Origin of the sequence: Kribbella sp. NPDC056951, from assembly GCF_042674205.1 — a bacterium.
GTDB lineage: Bacteria > Actinomycetota > Actinomycetes > Propionibacteriales > Kribbellaceae > Kribbella > Kribbella yunnanensis.
In genome coordinates this window covers 89,403-105,074 of record NZ_JBHUQZ010000008.1, presented here as the reverse complement: position 1 = coordinate 105,074, position 15,672 = coordinate 89,403, and the positions used below count along the sequence as shown (strand labels likewise).

Sequence of the window (15,672 nt, the reverse complement as noted above, 5' to 3'; positions counted from 1 at the left end):
TGCCTGGGGTGAGCAGCCTTCCACGCAGTACCCCAACCGACCAAGGACTATCCGCCGCCGCGATCGACGCGTTCGTGGCCGCCATGGACGCGTCCGAGCAGGAGTTCCAGACCGTGATCCTGCTGCGGCACGGACACGTCGTGCTGGAGGCGGAGTGGGCGCCGTACCGGCTGGCCGATCCGCACACGCTCTACTCGGTGTCGAAGAGTGTCACCGCGATCGCGATCGGGCTGGCCGTCGACGCCGGGCTGCTGACGATCGACGACAAGGTGGTCTCGTTCTTCGGGCCCGAGGATCTGCCGGAGACGATCAGCGACAACCTGGCCGCGATGTCGGTGCGGAATCTGCTGACGATGAGCACCGGGCACTCCGAGGACACCGTCGAGAAGATGAGCCAGGACCGCGGGTGGGTGCGGTCGTTCCTCGGTTTCGAGGTGCAGCACGAGCCCGGTGCGCCGTTCGTCTACAACAGCGGCGCGACCTACATGCTGTCCGCGATTCTGCAGCGAGTGAGCGGCGAGACCCTGCTCGACTACCTGCAGTCGCGGCTGTTCACGCCGCTCGGAATCACCGAGGCGACCTGGGGATCGTCGCCGGAGGGGATCAACTTCGGCGGCTGGGGGCTCAGTCTGAGCACCGAGTCGATGGCGAAGATCGGGCAGCTCGCGCTGCAGCACGGTGTCTGGGACGGTTCGCAACTGGTCCCTGCCGAGTGGATCGAGGCCGCGACCACCAAGCAGGTGTCCAACGACAACCAGACCAACACGGACAGCCGGTTGGGCTACGGCTTCCAGTACTGGCGCGGCCGGCACAACACCTATCGGGCTGATGGTGCGTTCGGTCAGTTCATCCTGGGCATCCCCGATCACGACGCGGTGCTGATCGTCACCAGCGCCGCCTCCAACATGCAGGCCGAGCTGGACCTGATCTGGGATCACCTGCTGCCTGCCCTCGAAGGCAAAGAGGTGCCGGTGGTGGCACGACCCGAGGTGCTGGAGATCCCGGCACCGACCGGCCCGGCAGCGCAAGGCGGCGACGGGCAGACCTACACCTTCGGCGAGAATCCGGGCTTCCTGCAGTCGGTCCGCTGGGACGCCGATGGCAGCGCATCCCTCACCTTCGGGTCGGACAGTCATCTCTTCACCACCGGCGGCTGGCGCGAGAGCGACGCCGGCAGTGAGCGGGTCGTCACCACGTCGTACGGCGACGGTGACGCACTGGTAGCGACGATCCGCTGGCTCGAGGGGCCGCACTCGGCGCGTTTCAGCTGCCGGATCGGCGACGGGCGGATGACGGTGGACGGCCGGCTGAACGTGTCGTTCGCACCGACGGAGTTCACTCTCACCTCGGAGTGAGGGCCCAGGGCAACGGGTGCTGACCTGATCGGGCAACGCGGTCCCGCCGAACATGCACGATCAGGTCGATCCCCCACCGGGGTGGGCTTCGGCTGTCTAGCGTGGCGGACAGCCAAAGTCATCACACCTTAGGGGACCTCCATGCGCTCCACCCTGTCGTTGCTCGCGGCAACTGGCCTGCTGGCGACCGGCCTCGCGGCCGCCGTACCCGCTCAGGCCGCCGCACCCGCGGCCCCGCAGGCCGCTGCCGAACTGCCGACGTGCTACCCGGCGGTGCCGGAGCGGCTCGTCATGAACAACCGCCAGACGCACTACACGATCACCTACGGCAAGGGCTGCCCGGCGAACCTGTACAACGCCGACTGGCACGGCCGTCAGAAGGGTGACCCGGACAACATCCTGATCGAGTTCCTCAACGGCAGCCGGCAGGCCAAGTTCACGCTCTACTCGGAGGTCTCGCCGGTCGGCGTCGTGACCTTCACCGGCGACGAGGACGGCGAGGACTCCGAAGGCAACGCGGTGGCGAAGCTGGCGACCTTCAACCGGATGAACAAGTTCGTCTCGGCCGTGGACCTGACCGTCACCAAGTCGCGCGGCACCTACACACTGAACACCGCGGCCGGCAACTACCGTCCGGCGATCAACAAGTTCGTTCCGTGGGGCGGCAAGGAGATCGTCCTGCAGTACAAGCAGGCCGGTACCTCGACCTGGAAGCAGCTCACCAAGGTGAAGGCGGGCTCGAACGGCAAGGCCAGCTATCGGTGGAGCTCGGCCGCCACCTTCAGCTTCCGCGCCTACATCGCCGGCAACAGCGTCGTCTGGGACGACTACTCCCCTGTCCGCTGACCTAGTGTTGGCGGTATGACGACCGCCGAAGAACAGCGTCTGCTCGCCCGGATCGACGAGGACCTGCTGCTCAGGGTCTGTACGGCGTTGGTCCGGGCGACCGGTCAGAACCCACCCGGCGAGGAGGCCGCGACCGTCGCCGTCCTCGACGCGGTCGGCCGCGAACTCGGACTGACCGTGGAAACCACGACAGTCGAGCCCGGGCGGGACAACATCAGCCTGTCTGTCGGCAACGGCACCGGCCCGGGACTGCTCCTGCTCGGCCACACCGACGTCGTACCGGTCGGTGCCGGCTGGACCACCGACCCGTACGGCGCGGAAATCCGCGACGGCCGGATCTACGGACGTGGCGCCACCGACATGAAGGGCGGGCTGGCTGCCGCGGTGGCCGCACTCGCCGCCTTGCGAGACGTCGAATTGAGCGGCCCGGTCGAGCTGGCGGCCGTGGTCGACGAAGAGGAGACCGGCAAGGGCATCCGCGCCTTCGTGCGGGACAACACTCGCTCCTACGCGGCCTGCATCACCGCCGAGCCGACGGATCTGCAGACGATCATCGCGGCACGGGGCGACTCCTATCTGCGGGTCGCCGTCCACGGGCGCGCGGTCCACGCCGGTAACGCGGCGGCCGGTGCCAACGCGATCTACGGCGCGACCGCGATCATCACCGAGATCGAGCGCCTGCACGCCGAGCTCGCCGCGGATCCGCATCCCCTGCTCGGTCCGGCGACCTGGAGCGTCGGCCAGATCAACGGCGGTACCGGCGGATCGATCGTGCCGGCCGAATGCGTCGTCGTCGCCGACCGCCGGCTGCTGCCGGGCGAATCCCCCGCGGCCGTCCTCGACAACCTGCGTGACCGCGTCGCCGCCCTGCACCTGGAGGACCGCGGGCTGACGGTCGACCTGGACATGCCGATGGAGATGCCGCCGTTCGAGACCCCGGCCGACGCCGAACTGGTCGAGATCACCGAGGCCGCCCGTCGCGACGCCGGTGGTCCGGACGTTCCGCTGGCCGGGTGGGGCGCGGCCTGCGACGGCGGGTACGTCGACCGCGACCTCGGCATCCCGGTCGTCATCCTCGGACCGGGTTCGGTGGCGCATCAGGCGCACCGCGCCGACGAGTCCGTCCCGATCGCCGAGCTCACGATCGCCGCCCGGGCCTACCTGCTGGCCGCGGTCCGGCTGCTCGGCTGAGCCGGGCACCCCCGGTGAGGCGGCTCACACAACCAGTAATTCATCACTTATTGAATTCTTGGTCCCGGGCCCGTTAACCTCCTGCTAAGGCTCGGGAAGGGGCGCACATGACCAACTGGGTAGTCGAACTGGGGCAGGTGGGCGCCGACGAGCTGGATTCGGTCGGCGGCAAGGCCGTCAACCTGGGCATCCTGCTCCGCGCCGGGTTCCCGGTCCCGGACGGTTTCTGCGTGACAACTCCGGCGTACCGGCAGGTCGCTCCGGCGGTCGGCGACGCGGCGTCGAGGCGGGAAGCGATCCTCGCAACCGCGGTGCCTGCCGACATCGAGGCCGCGATTCGCTCGGCCTACGCGGAACTGGGGACCGACGTTCCGGTGGCTGTCCGTTCGTCGGCGACCGCCGAGGACTTGGGCTTCGCGAGTTTCGCCGGGCAGCAGGACACTTACCTCGACGTGGTCGGGGCCGCCGCCGTAGTGGACGCCGTACGGCGTTGCTGGGCGTCGCTGTGGACTGATCGGGCCTGGAGTTATCGCGAGACCAACGAGGTTGATCAGGACACGGTCGCACTCGCGGTTGTCGTGCAGCGGATGGTCGACACCAAGGCCGCAGGCGTGTTGTTCACGGCGAACCCACTGACCGGCCGGCGCAACGAGGCCGTCATCGACGCCGCCCCCGGACTCGGCGAGGCGGTTGTCTCCGGTGCGGTTAACCCGGACCACTTCGTCGTCGACACCGCCAGCGGCGCGATCCACGAGCGCCGGCTCGTCCATGACTGCCTGACCGATGAGCAGGTGCGCGCCCTCGCGACGCTCGGCGGGCAGGTGCAGGCGCACTACGGCACACCGCAGGACACCGAATGGGCACTCGATGCCGAAGGCAAGCTTTGGCTGACACAGGCCCGCCCGATCACCACGCTCTACCCGATTCCGCCGCAGCGGATGGACGGATCGAGCCCGCGGATCTACCTGTGCGCGAGTCTCGCGCAGGGTCTGGTCCGGCCGATCACGCCGATGGGACTGGCCGGATTCCGGCTGATCGCGACCTCGGTGGCCGAGCTGTTCGGTGCGCGGGTCGACGAGCCGCTCGACGGACCACCGGCGTACACGGAGGCCGGGCAGCGGTTCTTCGTCGACCTGACCCCGGCCGTGCGCAGTACGGTCGGCCGGACGATCGTGCCGCGGGTGTTCGACGTGATGGAGGCGCGATCGGCCGCCGTACTGCGACATGTCTTCGAGGACCCGCGATTCGCCGTACTGACGTCGTCGCGCCGGGAAGCCGGCGGTCGGCTCGCGCGAGTGGTGCTTCGGAGGGGTGTACCACTCCGCGTGCTGGCCGCCATCCTGGCGCCGGGCCTCGCCCACTTCCAGGTACGCCGGACCTCCGCGCGACTGGATTTGCTACTGGCGGCCGCTTCGCGTTCCGCGACCGCGCGACTGGACTTCGTCGAGCGGCTGCTGCGGCGCGAGGTCATCCCGTTGATACCGCGACTGCTGCCCGCACCGGCCGCGGGATTCCTGATGCTGGCCGTTGCGCGGATTGTGCTCGGCAAGGCGGTTCAGCCGGGCGAGCTGCAGACCGTGCTACGCGGGCTACCGCACAACGTGACGACCGAGATGGACCTTGAGCTGTGGTCGCTGGCGCAGCGGATTCGTGCCGACGAGGCGTCGGCCGAGGCATTCGAGGAGCCGGCCGAGATCGTTGCCGAGCGCTACCGATCCGGTGGACTGCCGAAGGTCGCGCAGGATGGACTGTCCGTTTTCCTCGGTGTCTATGGTCATCGCGCGGTGGCTGAGATCGACCTCGGCCTGCCGCGCTGGTCGGAGGACCCGGCTCACCTCATCGGCGTTCTGGCCAACTATCTGCGGCAGACCGATCCAGCACTCGCTCCCGATCTCCAGTTCAAGGCGGGTTCGGCGGCTGCCTCGGCGAAGATCGCTGAGCTGGCGCTGCGGGTCAGCCCGCTGCGGGGCCGGATCGCGCGCTTCGCCCTCGGCCGGACCCGCGAACTCGCCGGTCTGCGCGAGACTCCGAAGTACCTACTTGTCCGCATCCTCGCTGCAGCTCGACGGGAGCTCCGTCAGGTCGGCGCCGAACTGGTCGCGGCCGGGCGCCTCGACTCCCCCACCGATGTCTTCTTTCTCAATCTGCGCGAGCTCCGGTCGCCGGTCGACCTGCGGGCGATCGTCACCGAGCGCCGCGCGGCGTACGACCAAGAGCTGCGCCGCCGCCGGGTGCCGCGACTGATCGAGTCGGACGGCGTCGAGCCTGAGACGCTGGCGATTCCCCAGGCCGCCGAGGGCGCGCTGATCGGCAGCCCGGCGTCGGCCGGCACGGTGACCGCGAAGGCCCGGGTGATCCTCGATCCGGTCGGCGCTCAGCTCGAGCCCGGCGAGATCCTCGTCGCGCCATCGACCGATCCCGGCTGGACCCCGCTGTTCCTGACCGCCGGTGGGCTGGTGATGGAGATGGGCGGTGCCAATTCGCACGGCGCGGTGGTGGCGCGGGAGTACGGGATTCCGGCGGTGGTCGGCGTACCGGATGCCACCACCCGCCTCGCGACCGGCGACCTCGTCACGGTCGACGGCGCCGCCGGGACGGTCGAGAAGATCTAGTCCTTCTCGGCCAGAGAGGCCAGGCCGGCGGCGATCACCGTGATGCCGAACTCGAAACGTTCGTCGCCTTCGGCACCTGAGGTCATGGGCACCGCCAGCGCGACGGTGAACGGGAAGCGGTCAACAGGGAGTTGCTTGAAGAACTCCGACATCTGAGTGGTGAAGTGCGTGACATCCTCCGGCGTCCAGGCCGCGGCATTCTGAACGGTCTCCTCGAAGGCGACCGCGGTCACGTAGAGCGGGATCAGATCGACCGCCCACGCGGCGGCCTGGTCGGGGATTCGGCCGGCCTTGAGGATGGCGAGAATCCGCTCGGTCATCAGCAAGGCCTGCTCCCCCAGCGGAACGTTGCCGATCGCGGCGCGCGCGACGCCCGGGTTCGCGCGCATCACGCGGATCATCTCGCGCATCGCGTCCTTGAGCTGCTCCTGCCAGCGCTCCGGATCAGGCGTCTCGGGGAGCTTCATCTGCTCAGCCGCCCGGTCGACCAGCAACTGGTCGAGCTCACTCTTGTTCGCGACGTGCGCGTACAACGAGGCCGGGCCGGTATCGAGCACCTGGGCGATCTTCCGCATCGACACCGCGTCGTACCCCTGCTCGACCATCAGCCGCATCGCGGCGTCGACGATCCGCTCGCGGGTCAACGGCTCCTTGACCGGGCGGGCGGGTTTGACCGGACTGATCGGCTGCCACGGGGTGTGGGTCATACGACCCATGGTAGCGAACACTGTACTTGACACGAACAATGTTCGCGCGTAGAACAGTGTTCGTCAACGAACACCGTTCGCATTGGAGCCATCGATGAGCACCCCCACCCTCGCCACGGACCCCGTGGCCGCCGAACCAACGGCGTACCGGTGGCGCTGGATCGTCCTCGCCACCGTGCTCGTCGCCGAGATCATGGATCTCGTCGACGCCACCATCGTCAACATCGCCGCCCCGTCGATCCGCGCCGAACTGGGCGGATCCGAGTCCGCCATGCAGTGGATGCTGGCCGGCTACACCCTCGCGTTCGCGATCGGTCTGATCACCTTCGGCCGGCTCGGCGACCTGGTCGGCCGCCGCCGCCTGTTCCTGATCGGCGCGGTCGGCTTCACCCTCGCCTCCGCCCTCTGCGGGCTGGCCACGTCGCCGGAACTGCTGATCGGCAGCCGGGTCGCGCAGGGCGTGCTCGGCGCGGTGATGATCCCGCAGGGATTCGCGATCCTGAAGTCCGTCTTCCCGCCCGCAGAGATCGGCAAGGCGTTCGCACTGTTCGGCCCGGTGATGGGCCTGTCCGCGGTCGCCGGCCCCATCCTGGCCGGTGTGCTGATCGACGCCGACTGGTTCGGCCAGGGCTGGCGGATGATCTTCTTCATCAACGTCCCGATCGGTCTGCTGGCCATCTTCGGCGCACTGCGCTTCATGCCCGAGCTGAAGACTGCCGGTGCGCAGCGGCTCGACGCGGCCAGTGTGTTCTTGGTCAGCCTCGCCTCCGGGCTGCTGATCTACCCGCTGGTCCAGGGCCGCGAGCTCGGTTGGCCGGTCTGGTCGATCGTGATGATGGTTGCCTCGATCCCGGTCTTCGCGCTCTTCGTCTGGCGCGAGCGACGCTCCGGCAACCCGGTCATCGATCCGTCCCTGTTCCGCAATCGCGGGTACGTCGCCGGTCTCGCCGTGATCACCACGTTCTTCCTGGCGATGTCCGGGTTCACGCTGGTCCTCAACCTGTTCACCCAGCTCGGACTGCACTACAGCCCGCTCAAGGCCGGCCTCTCGATGGTGCCGTTCTCGCTCGGTATCGCGATCGGCGCACCGCTGTCCGGCGGACTGCTCGCGCCGAGGCTCGGGCGCACGGCACTGCAACTCGGCGTCGCGATGATGACGCTGGCCATGGGTGGCATGTGGTTCACGCTGCATCACTACGGCGACGCCACCACGGTCTGGAACCTGGTCCCCGCGATGCTTGCCTGCGGCATCGGTTCCGGCATGGTGTTCGCGCCGCTGTTCGACATCATCCTGGCCTCGATCGACGACGAGGCTGCCGGCTCGGCCTCCGGCGTACTGACCGCCATGCAGCAGTTCGGCGGCGCGATCGGTGTCGCGGTCCTCGGCACGGTCTTCTTCCAGCTACTGCCCGACCACGCCTTCCTTGGCGCCACTAAGACAACTGTCCTGGTCGCCATCGCGCTCTTCATCGTCAGCCTCGCTGTCACCTGGCTGCTCCCGAAGCGCGCCCGCGAAGGAGTCTCGGCCCACTAGGGCAGCCGGCGGTTGAGTGAGAAGAGGCGGCCGAGGACGGGCATCAGCACGATGTTCAGGCCGTGCAGCACCCCGATGATCAGCAGGATGCCGCCCAGCCGGGCCGCCTCGAAGGCGACCTGGCTGGGCAGCACGTTCAGCCCCCAGGACTCACGCGGCTCCAAGGTGACCGTGAACAGGATGTACGCGGCGAAGATCAGGTAGTAGACGATGTCGGTCAGCACGATGTAGCTCTTGCCGGTCTGCGGGTTGTCGTGGAAGACATCCGCGGCATAGGCCCGGCCGAAGCGTTTGATGAACGGGCCGAGCCAGAGCGCGAGCCCGATCAGTACGGCGGTCGTGAACAGTTCGAGAATCCACCAGTTCATCAGCAGGTGTCCGTTCTTCCGCGGGGTGACCAGCAAGACAATTGCCGTGAGCAACGAAGCGACGGTGACCGCGGCCAGAGCGCCGTACCGGATCCGGCGGCGCCGGGCCCGATCGTCGGCGATGCTGCCGAGCACCCGGTCGAACAGGTCGGGCGAGGTCGTCCGCGGCTGCGCCGGCCCGAGTGCCTCGTGCAACCTTCGCTCAATGGGCGACTGGTCACTTGTCATCCGGCTCCTCCAAATGTGTCTTGAGCGAATGCAGACCGCGTCGCAGATGGGTCTTCACCGAGTTCGGCGACAGTCCGAGGGTCTTGCTGATCGCGTCGATCGACAGCTCGAGGTAGTACCGCAGTACGACGCAGTCACGCTGCCGGCGCGGTAGATCGCGGAGTGCCTCGATCACCTCGCGGCGGCTCTCGTCCTCGGCCGCCAGGTCCTCGGCGGAGCGCTCGTCCACCTCGGCCGGTGGCCGGTGCCGCAGCGAGACCAGACCGCGCCGGTTGTGGTCGCGGGCCAGGTTGATCACGATCGATCGCAGGTACGCCGCCGCGCGATCCTGATCGTTGATCCGGTGCTGGTTGCGGGCCAGCCGCAGGAACGCCTCCTGAACCAGGTCTTCGGCAGCCGTCCGGTCGTCGACGAACCACCGGGCCAGCTGGGTCAGCCGTGCTCCCTCCGCCCGGAACAGCGTGACGACCAAGGCGTCGGAATCCGCCCCGGCGCCCACCAGTCTTGCGGTTTCACTCATAGCCCCCATCACTTTGACGGACGAGTGAGTCGATCAACCGGGTGACAGCGCGAGGAGCTTATTTTCCGTGTCACCCGGACCGGCACCACGGCCCGTCTGTAGAAGTGATCCTGCTCCCAGCATGGACCCGATAGGGGGAGTCATGACAGTACCCAGGTATCTCGCAGCGACAGCGGCGGTCCTGCTGACCACGACCGTGGTCAGTGTGGCGCCCGCCCAAGCCAGTAGCCCCGCCGAGGTGGTGCGGGCTCGCGGCAACCTTCGTGATCTGCAGCTCGGCACCGCCGGGCCGTTCGACCACGCCCGCGCCAAGTTCCTGATGGTCCAGCGACAGGGCCGCAGTCTGGTGATCCTGAAGGTGCGCGGGATCGACCAATCGGTGGCCGGCCGCGAATTCGGCGCTCACCTGCACACCGGCCCCTGCGTCACCGGCAACGGCGCCGCGGCCGGACCGCACTACAACTCCGACACCGTCGCCGGAATCGTCCCGCCGAAGGTGGACGAGACCACCGAGGTGTGGCTGGACTTCAAGGTGACCCAGGCCGGGACCGGATTCTCGCTCACCCGCGTCCCGTTCACCCCGCTGCCAGGCACCCGCGCGGTCGTCATCCACGAGATGCCGACCGACCACCACGGCGCGGCGGGCCCACGCCAAGCCTGTCTGCCCGTGTCCTGGTGAACATTCCTCGTGCCGCTGCCGCCGGCCCGCGCTCGTCCTCACGTTCGGCGTCCTGTACGGCGTCCGTTCGGCCGGCCGGTCGCGTTGGTGGCGACTGCTCGCCCTGGTCTGCGTGGTCGACCTGGCCGGGCCCGGGATGGTCTTCATCCCGGCCCTGCTCCTCGGTGGACTGTTGTGGTTCGGACGACTCTGGTCGCGGTCGGCCGGCGTGATCGGGATTGCGGGCGGCGTCCTGCTGTTCTGGTGGATCAGTCGACAAGACCCGTCTGGGGCCGGGCTCGTGACGACGTACGGCGGGTTCCTGCTGCTGTCGGTCGCGGTGTCGATCGCCGCGGCCGAGCTGTACCGCCCTAGTCGCGCAGTACGAATCCTTCTTTGACCAGCCAGTCCATGGCGACGTCGGCGGGCTCGCGGCCGTCGACGTCGACCTGGGCGTTCAGGTCGATCAGCACCTCGTCGGTGAGCTTGTCCGACACGGGCTCGAACAGCTTCGGCAGCTGCGGGTAGCGGTCGAGCACCTTCTTGCTCACCACCGGCGCCACGTTGTACGCCGGGAAGTACTTCTTGTCGTCCTCGAGCACGACCAGGTCGAGTGACTTGATCCGGCCGTCGGTGGTGAAGATCTCGCCGAACAAGCAGTCGCCGTTCTGAGTGGCGACGTACACGGCGCCGGTGTCGAGGGTCCGGATGTCGTTGCGCTGGACGCCGGTACCGAGCGGGATGCCGTAGTGCTTGAGCATCGGCTCGAAGCCGTCGTTGCGGTTGGCGAACTCGGACTCGACGCAGAACGTGCGCTCCTTGGCGGGCAGCGACGCGACCTGCGAGAGCTTGTTGATCTTCAGCCGCTCGGCCGTCTTCCGGGTGACCGCGAACCCGTAGCTGTTGTTCATCGGCGCCGGCTTCAGCCAGATCAGTCCGTACTTCTCGCGGTCCTCCTTGGCGACCGCGTCGTACTGCTGCTGCTTGTCCGGGATGCCGCTGTCATGGCCGAGGTAGGAGATCCACGCGGTCCCGGTGTACTCCCAGGCGAACTGGATCTGGTCCTGCAACATCGCCTGCCGAGACGTGTCGCTGCCCGGCATGTTGGTCAGGTCCTTCACCTCCGCGCCCGCCGACTGCAGCAGGATCGCGGCGATCTTGCCGAGAATCAGCTGCTCCTGGAAGCTCTTGGAGCCGATCCCGATGGTCAACCCATCCAGGGCTACGGACTTCAGCGGACCGTTCAGCGAACCCGTTGGCACGAAGCCGCCGCTGGTCCCGAGACCGCAGCCCGCGAGCACGAACGCCATACCGAGGGCTAGTAGCTTTTTCATCCCAGTCCCCTCGGCCGGGTGACCTCTTCGAGGACGCGGCCCGCCCAGTCGATCAGCAACGCCAGCGCGGCAACGAGGATCGCGCCGCTGATCAGCACGGGATACCTGAGCAGCCGGATGCCCGTGGTGATCAGACTGCCGAGTCCACCGGCGTCGATGAACGTGGCCAGCGTCGCCGTCCCGACGACCAGGACGAGCGCGGTCCGGATCCCGGCCATGATCACCGGTACGGCGAGCGGCAGCTCGATGCGGCCGAGCACCGACCGGTTCGACATCCCCATCCCCCGGCCGGCCTCGACCAGGGTCCGATCCACACCTTGCAGGCCGACGATCGTGTTCCGCAGTACCGGCAGGATCGCGTACAGGCACAACGCGAGGATCGCGGTCCAGAAGCCGAAGCCGAGCCAGATCGCGAGCAGCACGATCAGCCCGATCACCGGCGCCGCCTGTCCGGCGTTCGCCACCGCGACCACAAGCGGCGCGGCTCGCCGCAACCGCGGGCGGGTGAGTGCGATCCCGAGCGGTACGGCGATCGCGAGCACGATGACCGTGGCCACCAGCGTCAGCTTCAGGTGCTCGACGGTCAGCCGGCCGAGCAACCCCCAGTCCAGCTGACGCTTCTCGATCGAGTCCAGCTCGGCCTGCGACCGCCAGATCGCCCAGCCGGCCAGCACGACCGCCACGAACAACGGCTGTCCGATCATCAACCCCAGACTCGGCCTCCGAGGCTGACTGCTCGCCAGACTTGCCGCAGCCGCTTTCGCATCAGCGAGACCCTCCGGAGGTCTGGAGTCGAGTGTGGTCATGCGACAACCTCAGTGGGGTTGTGTTCGTCGTGGGTTTCCTGGATCCGGGTGAGCACGGCCTGGAAGTCGACGACACCGAGGTACTCGTCCCGGCGGCCGGTCACGACCGCGCTGCCGTGGCTCGAGACCAGCATCGTGTCGAGGGCGTCGTTCAGCGTCGCTCGCCGGTCGATGGTGACGAGGTCGGTGTCGTGATGCGGTGCGGGAATCCGGTCCAGGTCAAGCAGGTCGCGGGTCCACATCCAGTCCACCGGCCGCCGCTTCGCGTCCAGGATCACCACACAGTCGTCACCGGCCGTCTGCGCGGCCCGCACGACGTCGATCGCCGGATCCCCGATCTGGGCGGCGGTCCGGCGGCATAGGTCGATCTCGCTGACCCGGCTCAGCGTGAGTTGTTTCAGCGCGGCACCGGCCCCGACGAAGTCCGCGACGAAACGGTCGGCCGGATTGGCCAGGATCGCCTCCGGTACGTCGTACTGGGCGATCTTGGCACCCTCGGTCAGGATCAGGATCCGGTCGCCGAGTTTGACCGCCTCGTCGAAGTCATGGGTGACGCAGACGATCGTCTTGCGCAGTTCCTCCTGGATGCTGAGCAGCTCGTCCTGCAGCCGCTGCCGGGTGATCGGGTCGACGGCTCCGAACGGTTCGTCCATCAGGATCACCGGCGGATCCGCTGCCAGGCCGCGCGCGACACCGACTCGTTGCTGCTGACCGCCGGACAGCTCACGCGGGTAGCGATCGCGATACCGCGCCGGGTCGAGGCCGACCAGCTCGAGCAGTTCGTCGACACGTTCCGCCGTACGGCGTCGGTCCCAGCCGAGCAGTCCCGGGACCAGCGCGATGTTCTGGGTCACCGTCATGTGCGGGAACAGGCTGCCGCCCTGGATCACGTACCCGATCCGGCGGCGCAGGTCGTCGTCGTGCTGCCGTCCGACCTCCTCACCGCCGATCCGGATCGTGCCCGAGGTCGGCTCGATCAGGCGGTTGATCATCTTCAGCGAGGTCGTCTTGCCGCAGCCGGACGGGCCGACGAACATCACGATCTCCCCGGCCGGGATGTGCAGGCTGAGGCTCTCGACGGCGGCGCGCTTCTGGCCCGGATACCGCTTCACGACATCGATCAGCTCGATGTCGACACCGGTGGTTTCAGACACGGATACCCCTTGAGGTGGTCAGGCGGCCGGCGAGCAGCAGCAGTGCGTCGAGGACAAGAGCGAGCAGCACCACTCCGAGGGTGCCGACCAGAGCTGAGTTGAGCGCGTTCGCGCCACCGATCTGGGTGAGTCCGGTAAAGATGAAGCTCCCGAGCCCGGGACCGAGCACGTACGCCGCGATGGCGGCGATCCCCATCGACATCTGCGCGGAGACCCGGACCCCGGCCAGGATGACCGGCCAGGCCAATGGCAGTTCGATCCGCATGAGCGTGCGGACGGCGCCCATGCCCATTCCGCGGGCGGATTCGATCAGGGCGGCGTCAACCCCGGCCAGGCCGACGACGGCGTTCCGCAGGATCGGCAGGGTCGCGTAGAAGGTGACCGCGATCACGGAGGTCGCCGTACCGATGCCGGCGAGCGGGATCAGCAGGCCGAGCAGCGCGAACGACGGGATGGTCAGACCGATCGCGCTGACCCCTCCGGCGAGCGCGACGACTCTTGGGTTGCGGTGGACGAAGACTGCCAGCGCCACGGCGAGCACGGTCGCCAGCAGCACGCACTGGATCACCAGACTCAGATGCTGATAGCTCTGATAGAGCAGCTGAGCGTGCCGCTCGGTGATGTAGTCCCACATATGCGGCTCGTACCCAGCAAGCGTTCGCTTCACACGGTGCGCAGGTCAGGCGGCGTGTCGGAACAGGCCGAAGCCCCCGATCACCAGTGGTGGCCGGGGGCTTCAGGGGTGGATCAGTTGAACGAGTCTCCGCAGGCGCAGGAGCCGGTCGCGTTCGGGTTGTCGATCGTGAAGCCCTGCTTCTCGATCGTGTCCACGAAGTCGATCGACGCACCCTTGAGGTACGGCGCGCTCATCCGGTCGGTGACGACGCTCACACCGTCGAAGTCGGCGACCACGTCACCGTCGAGGTTGCGCTCGTCGAAGAACAGCTGGTACCGGAGCCCGGAGCAGCCACCCGGCTGTACGGCGACCCGGAGCGCGAGGTCGTCGCGGCCTTCCTGGTCGAGCAGCGCCTTCACCTTTGCTGCGGCCCCGTCGGTGAGGAGCACACCCGTGGCGACGGACTGCTCGGTCTGCGCTTCAGTCATTCCTGACTCCAGTCATCTCGCAAAAATCCTGTCAACACCGGTCAACCTCACCCGGTCCGCGAACATTCCCATGGTCGCACACCTAATTTGAGGATCAAGAATCTTGCTCACCGCGCCCACGTCTTGGCCACCCGCTCGGCCACCGCGGCCAGCGACCCGTGCGGGTCCGCAAAGGCCTGCTCCTCGCCCACCGCGTCGACCAGCGAGTACGCCGATTCGACCCCCATCGTGCGCATTTCCCGCGATCCGATCAGCACCTTGCCGGCCAGCACCACACACGGCCGCATCGCGTCGTTCGCGACCTTGGCCACCCCGGCGATCACCTTGCCGTCGCGGGACTGGAAGTCGAACGCACCCTCACCGCTCAGCACGAGATCGACCTTGGCGGCCTTCTCCTTCAGCCCGGTCAGCGCCGCGACCAAGTCGATCCCGGACACCCGCTCGGCGCCCAGCAGCAACAGCGCGTATCCGAGCCCGCCCGCCGCGCCCGCGCCCTTCTGGTCGGCGGTCTTCCGCCCGGCCAGCTCCGCGAACTTGGTCAGATACCCGTCCACCGCGGGCTTGCGCTCGTCGGTGATGCCCTTCTGGGTCCCGAAGATGTTGGTCGCGCCGCGCAGCCCGAGCATCGGGTTCTCCACGTCGCTCGCCGCCACGAACTCGACCCCGGCCACCCGGGCCAGCGCAGGCTCCAGGTCCACCGCGGTTAGCTCCGCCAGCCCGGCGGCACCGGCCGCCAGATCGCCGTCCACCGCGGTCGCACCCAGTGCGGCCAGCAGTCCGGCACCCGCGTCGTTCGTGCCCGAACCGCCCAGGCCGAGGATGATCCGCCTGGCCCCGGCATCGATAGCCGCGGCAATGAGCTGACCCACGCCGTACGTCGTACCGTCCTCTGGCCGCCGGTCCTTCGGCTCCACCAGGTGCAGTCCGCACGCCTGCGCGGTCTCGATGTACGCCGTCTCCCCCGCGAGCAGCACAGTCGCCGGCGTGTCCTCGCCCAGCGGCCCGCGCACAGTCACCGCCAGCAGCTTCCCGTCCACCACCGCGGACAGCACGTCGATGAACCCCGGGCCGCCGTCAGCCATCGGCGCCACCAGCACCTCAGCCTGCGGATCCCGCCGCCGCCACCCTTCCTCGATGGCCGCAGCCGCCTCGACCGCGGTCAACGTCCCGGCAAACTTGTCCGGCGCAATCAGCACTCGCATGCCCACATCCTCCCCCACCCACAGCCAGACTCGCTCCCCACCAGCCATCCGCC

Annotated in this window: 16 protein-coding genes; 7 read left to right on the top strand and 9 right to left on the bottom strand. The window is 68.2% G+C overall.

The window, feature by feature from the left end; genetic code table 11:
* Positions 1 to 8: 8 nt before the first annotated feature.
* From ACFTSF_RS28250 to ACFTSF_RS28235, 4 genes are all read left to right on the top strand, one after another.
* Positions 9 to 1,355 (top strand): serine hydrolase domain-containing protein, encoded by a 1,347-nt coding sequence (locus ACFTSF_RS28250; protein WP_380157025.1) that lies wholly within the window; start codon positions 9 to 11, stop codon positions 1,353 to 1,355.
* Between the two features lie 141 nt (positions 1,356 to 1,496).
* Entirely contained in the window at positions 1,497 to 2,201 is a 705-nt protein-coding gene (locus ACFTSF_RS28245) for a hypothetical protein (protein ID WP_380157023.1), read from the top strand.
* 15 nt (positions 2,202 to 2,216) lie between these two features.
* Complete coding sequence (locus ACFTSF_RS28240; protein WP_344150512.1) at positions 2,217 to 3,392, top strand: ArgE/DapE family deacylase; 1,176 nt, start codon at positions 2,217 to 2,219, stop codon at positions 3,390 to 3,392.
* A gap of 107 nt (positions 3,393 to 3,499) precedes the next feature.
* Positions 3,500 to 6,004 (top strand): PEP/pyruvate-binding domain-containing protein, encoded by a 2,505-nt coding sequence (locus tag ACFTSF_RS28235; protein WP_380157022.1) that lies wholly within the window; start codon positions 3,500 to 3,502, stop codon positions 6,002 to 6,004.
* Here ACFTSF_RS28235 and ACFTSF_RS28230 read toward each other — a convergent pair.
* Positions 6,001 to 6,711, bottom strand: coding sequence for a TetR/AcrR family transcriptional regulator (locus ACFTSF_RS28230; RefSeq protein WP_380157020.1), 711 nt, complete (start codon positions 6,709 to 6,711; stop codon positions 6,001 to 6,003). The genes ACFTSF_RS28235 and ACFTSF_RS28230 overlap by 4 nt on opposite strands.
* A gap of 94 nt (positions 6,712 to 6,805) precedes the next feature.
* Between ACFTSF_RS28230 and ACFTSF_RS28225 the strand changes: the two genes are divergently transcribed.
* On the top strand, positions 6,806 to 8,245 hold the full coding sequence (locus ACFTSF_RS28225; protein WP_380157018.1) for a DHA2 family efflux MFS transporter permease subunit: 1,440 nt from the start codon (positions 6,806 to 6,808) through the stop codon (positions 8,243 to 8,245).
* On the opposite strand, the gene ACFTSF_RS28220 is transcribed toward ACFTSF_RS28225, so the two are convergent.
* Both ACFTSF_RS28220 and ACFTSF_RS28215 read right to left on the bottom strand, forming a co-directional pair.
* Positions 8,242 to 8,841: a hypothetical protein gene (locus tag ACFTSF_RS28220; RefSeq protein ID WP_380157016.1), complete on the bottom strand. Its 600-nt coding sequence runs from the start codon at positions 8,839 to 8,841 to the stop codon at positions 8,242 to 8,244. The genes ACFTSF_RS28225 and ACFTSF_RS28220 overlap by 4 nt on opposite strands.
* Positions 8,831 to 9,361 carry a sigma-70 family RNA polymerase sigma factor gene (locus tag ACFTSF_RS28215; RefSeq protein WP_344150497.1) on the bottom strand — a complete coding sequence of 177 codons (531 nt, stop codon included), beginning with the start codon at positions 9,359 to 9,361 and terminating at the stop codon, positions 8,831 to 8,833. The genes ACFTSF_RS28220 and ACFTSF_RS28215 overlap by 11 nt, the downstream gene beginning before the upstream one ends.
* A 142-nt stretch (positions 9,362 to 9,503) precedes the next feature.
* Here ACFTSF_RS28215 and ACFTSF_RS28210 point away from each other — a divergent pair, with 142 nt between their 5' ends.
* Together ACFTSF_RS28210 and ACFTSF_RS28205 are read left to right on the top strand one after the other, a co-directional pair.
* Positions 9,504 to 10,040, top strand: a complete 537-nt coding sequence (locus ACFTSF_RS28210; protein WP_380157014.1) for a hypothetical protein — start codon at positions 9,504 to 9,506, stop codon at positions 10,038 to 10,040.
* A gap of 112 nt (positions 10,041 to 10,152) precedes the next feature.
* A complete protein-coding gene (locus ACFTSF_RS28205; protein WP_380157012.1) occupies positions 10,153 to 10,419 on the top strand; it encodes a hypothetical protein in 267 nt (88 codons plus the stop codon).
* On the opposite strand, the gene ACFTSF_RS28200 is transcribed toward ACFTSF_RS28205, so the two are convergent.
* The 6 genes from ACFTSF_RS28200 to ACFTSF_RS28175 all read right to left on the bottom strand — a co-directional run bounded on the left by ACFTSF_RS28200 (position 10,391) and on the right by ACFTSF_RS28175 (position 15,619).
* Positions 10,391 to 11,353, bottom strand: a complete 963-nt coding sequence (locus ACFTSF_RS28200; RefSeq protein WP_380157010.1) for a glycine betaine ABC transporter substrate-binding protein — start codon at positions 11,351 to 11,353, stop codon at positions 10,391 to 10,393. The genes ACFTSF_RS28205 and ACFTSF_RS28200 overlap by 29 nt on opposite strands.
* Entirely contained in the window at positions 11,350 to 12,057 is a 708-nt protein-coding gene (locus ACFTSF_RS28195) for an ABC transporter permease (RefSeq protein ID WP_380157008.1), read from the bottom strand. Before ACFTSF_RS28195 ends, ACFTSF_RS28200 begins: the two co-directional genes overlap by 4 nt.
* 98 nt (positions 12,058 to 12,155) lie before the next feature.
* The gene (locus tag ACFTSF_RS28190; protein WP_380157007.1) at positions 12,156 to 13,313 is read right to left on the bottom strand and encodes an ABC transporter ATP-binding protein; all 1,158 of its coding nucleotides are present in this window, start codon (positions 13,311 to 13,313) and stop codon (positions 12,156 to 12,158) included.
* A complete protein-coding gene (locus tag ACFTSF_RS28185) occupies positions 13,306 to 13,980 on the bottom strand; it encodes an ABC transporter permease (protein WP_380157006.1) in 675 nt (224 codons plus the stop codon). The genes ACFTSF_RS28190 and ACFTSF_RS28185 overlap by 8 nt, the downstream gene beginning before the upstream one ends.
* Positions 13,981 to 14,060: 80 nt before the next feature.
* Positions 14,061 to 14,417 (bottom strand): iron-sulfur cluster assembly accessory protein, encoded by a 357-nt coding sequence (locus ACFTSF_RS28180; protein WP_344150476.1) that lies wholly within the window; start codon positions 14,415 to 14,417, stop codon positions 14,061 to 14,063.
* 107 nt (positions 14,418 to 14,524) lie between these two features.
* Positions 14,525 to 15,619 (bottom strand): glycerate kinase, encoded by a 1,095-nt coding sequence (locus ACFTSF_RS28175; RefSeq protein ID WP_380157004.1) that lies wholly within the window; start codon positions 15,617 to 15,619, stop codon positions 14,525 to 14,527.
* Positions 15,620 to 15,672: the final 53 nt, after the last annotated feature.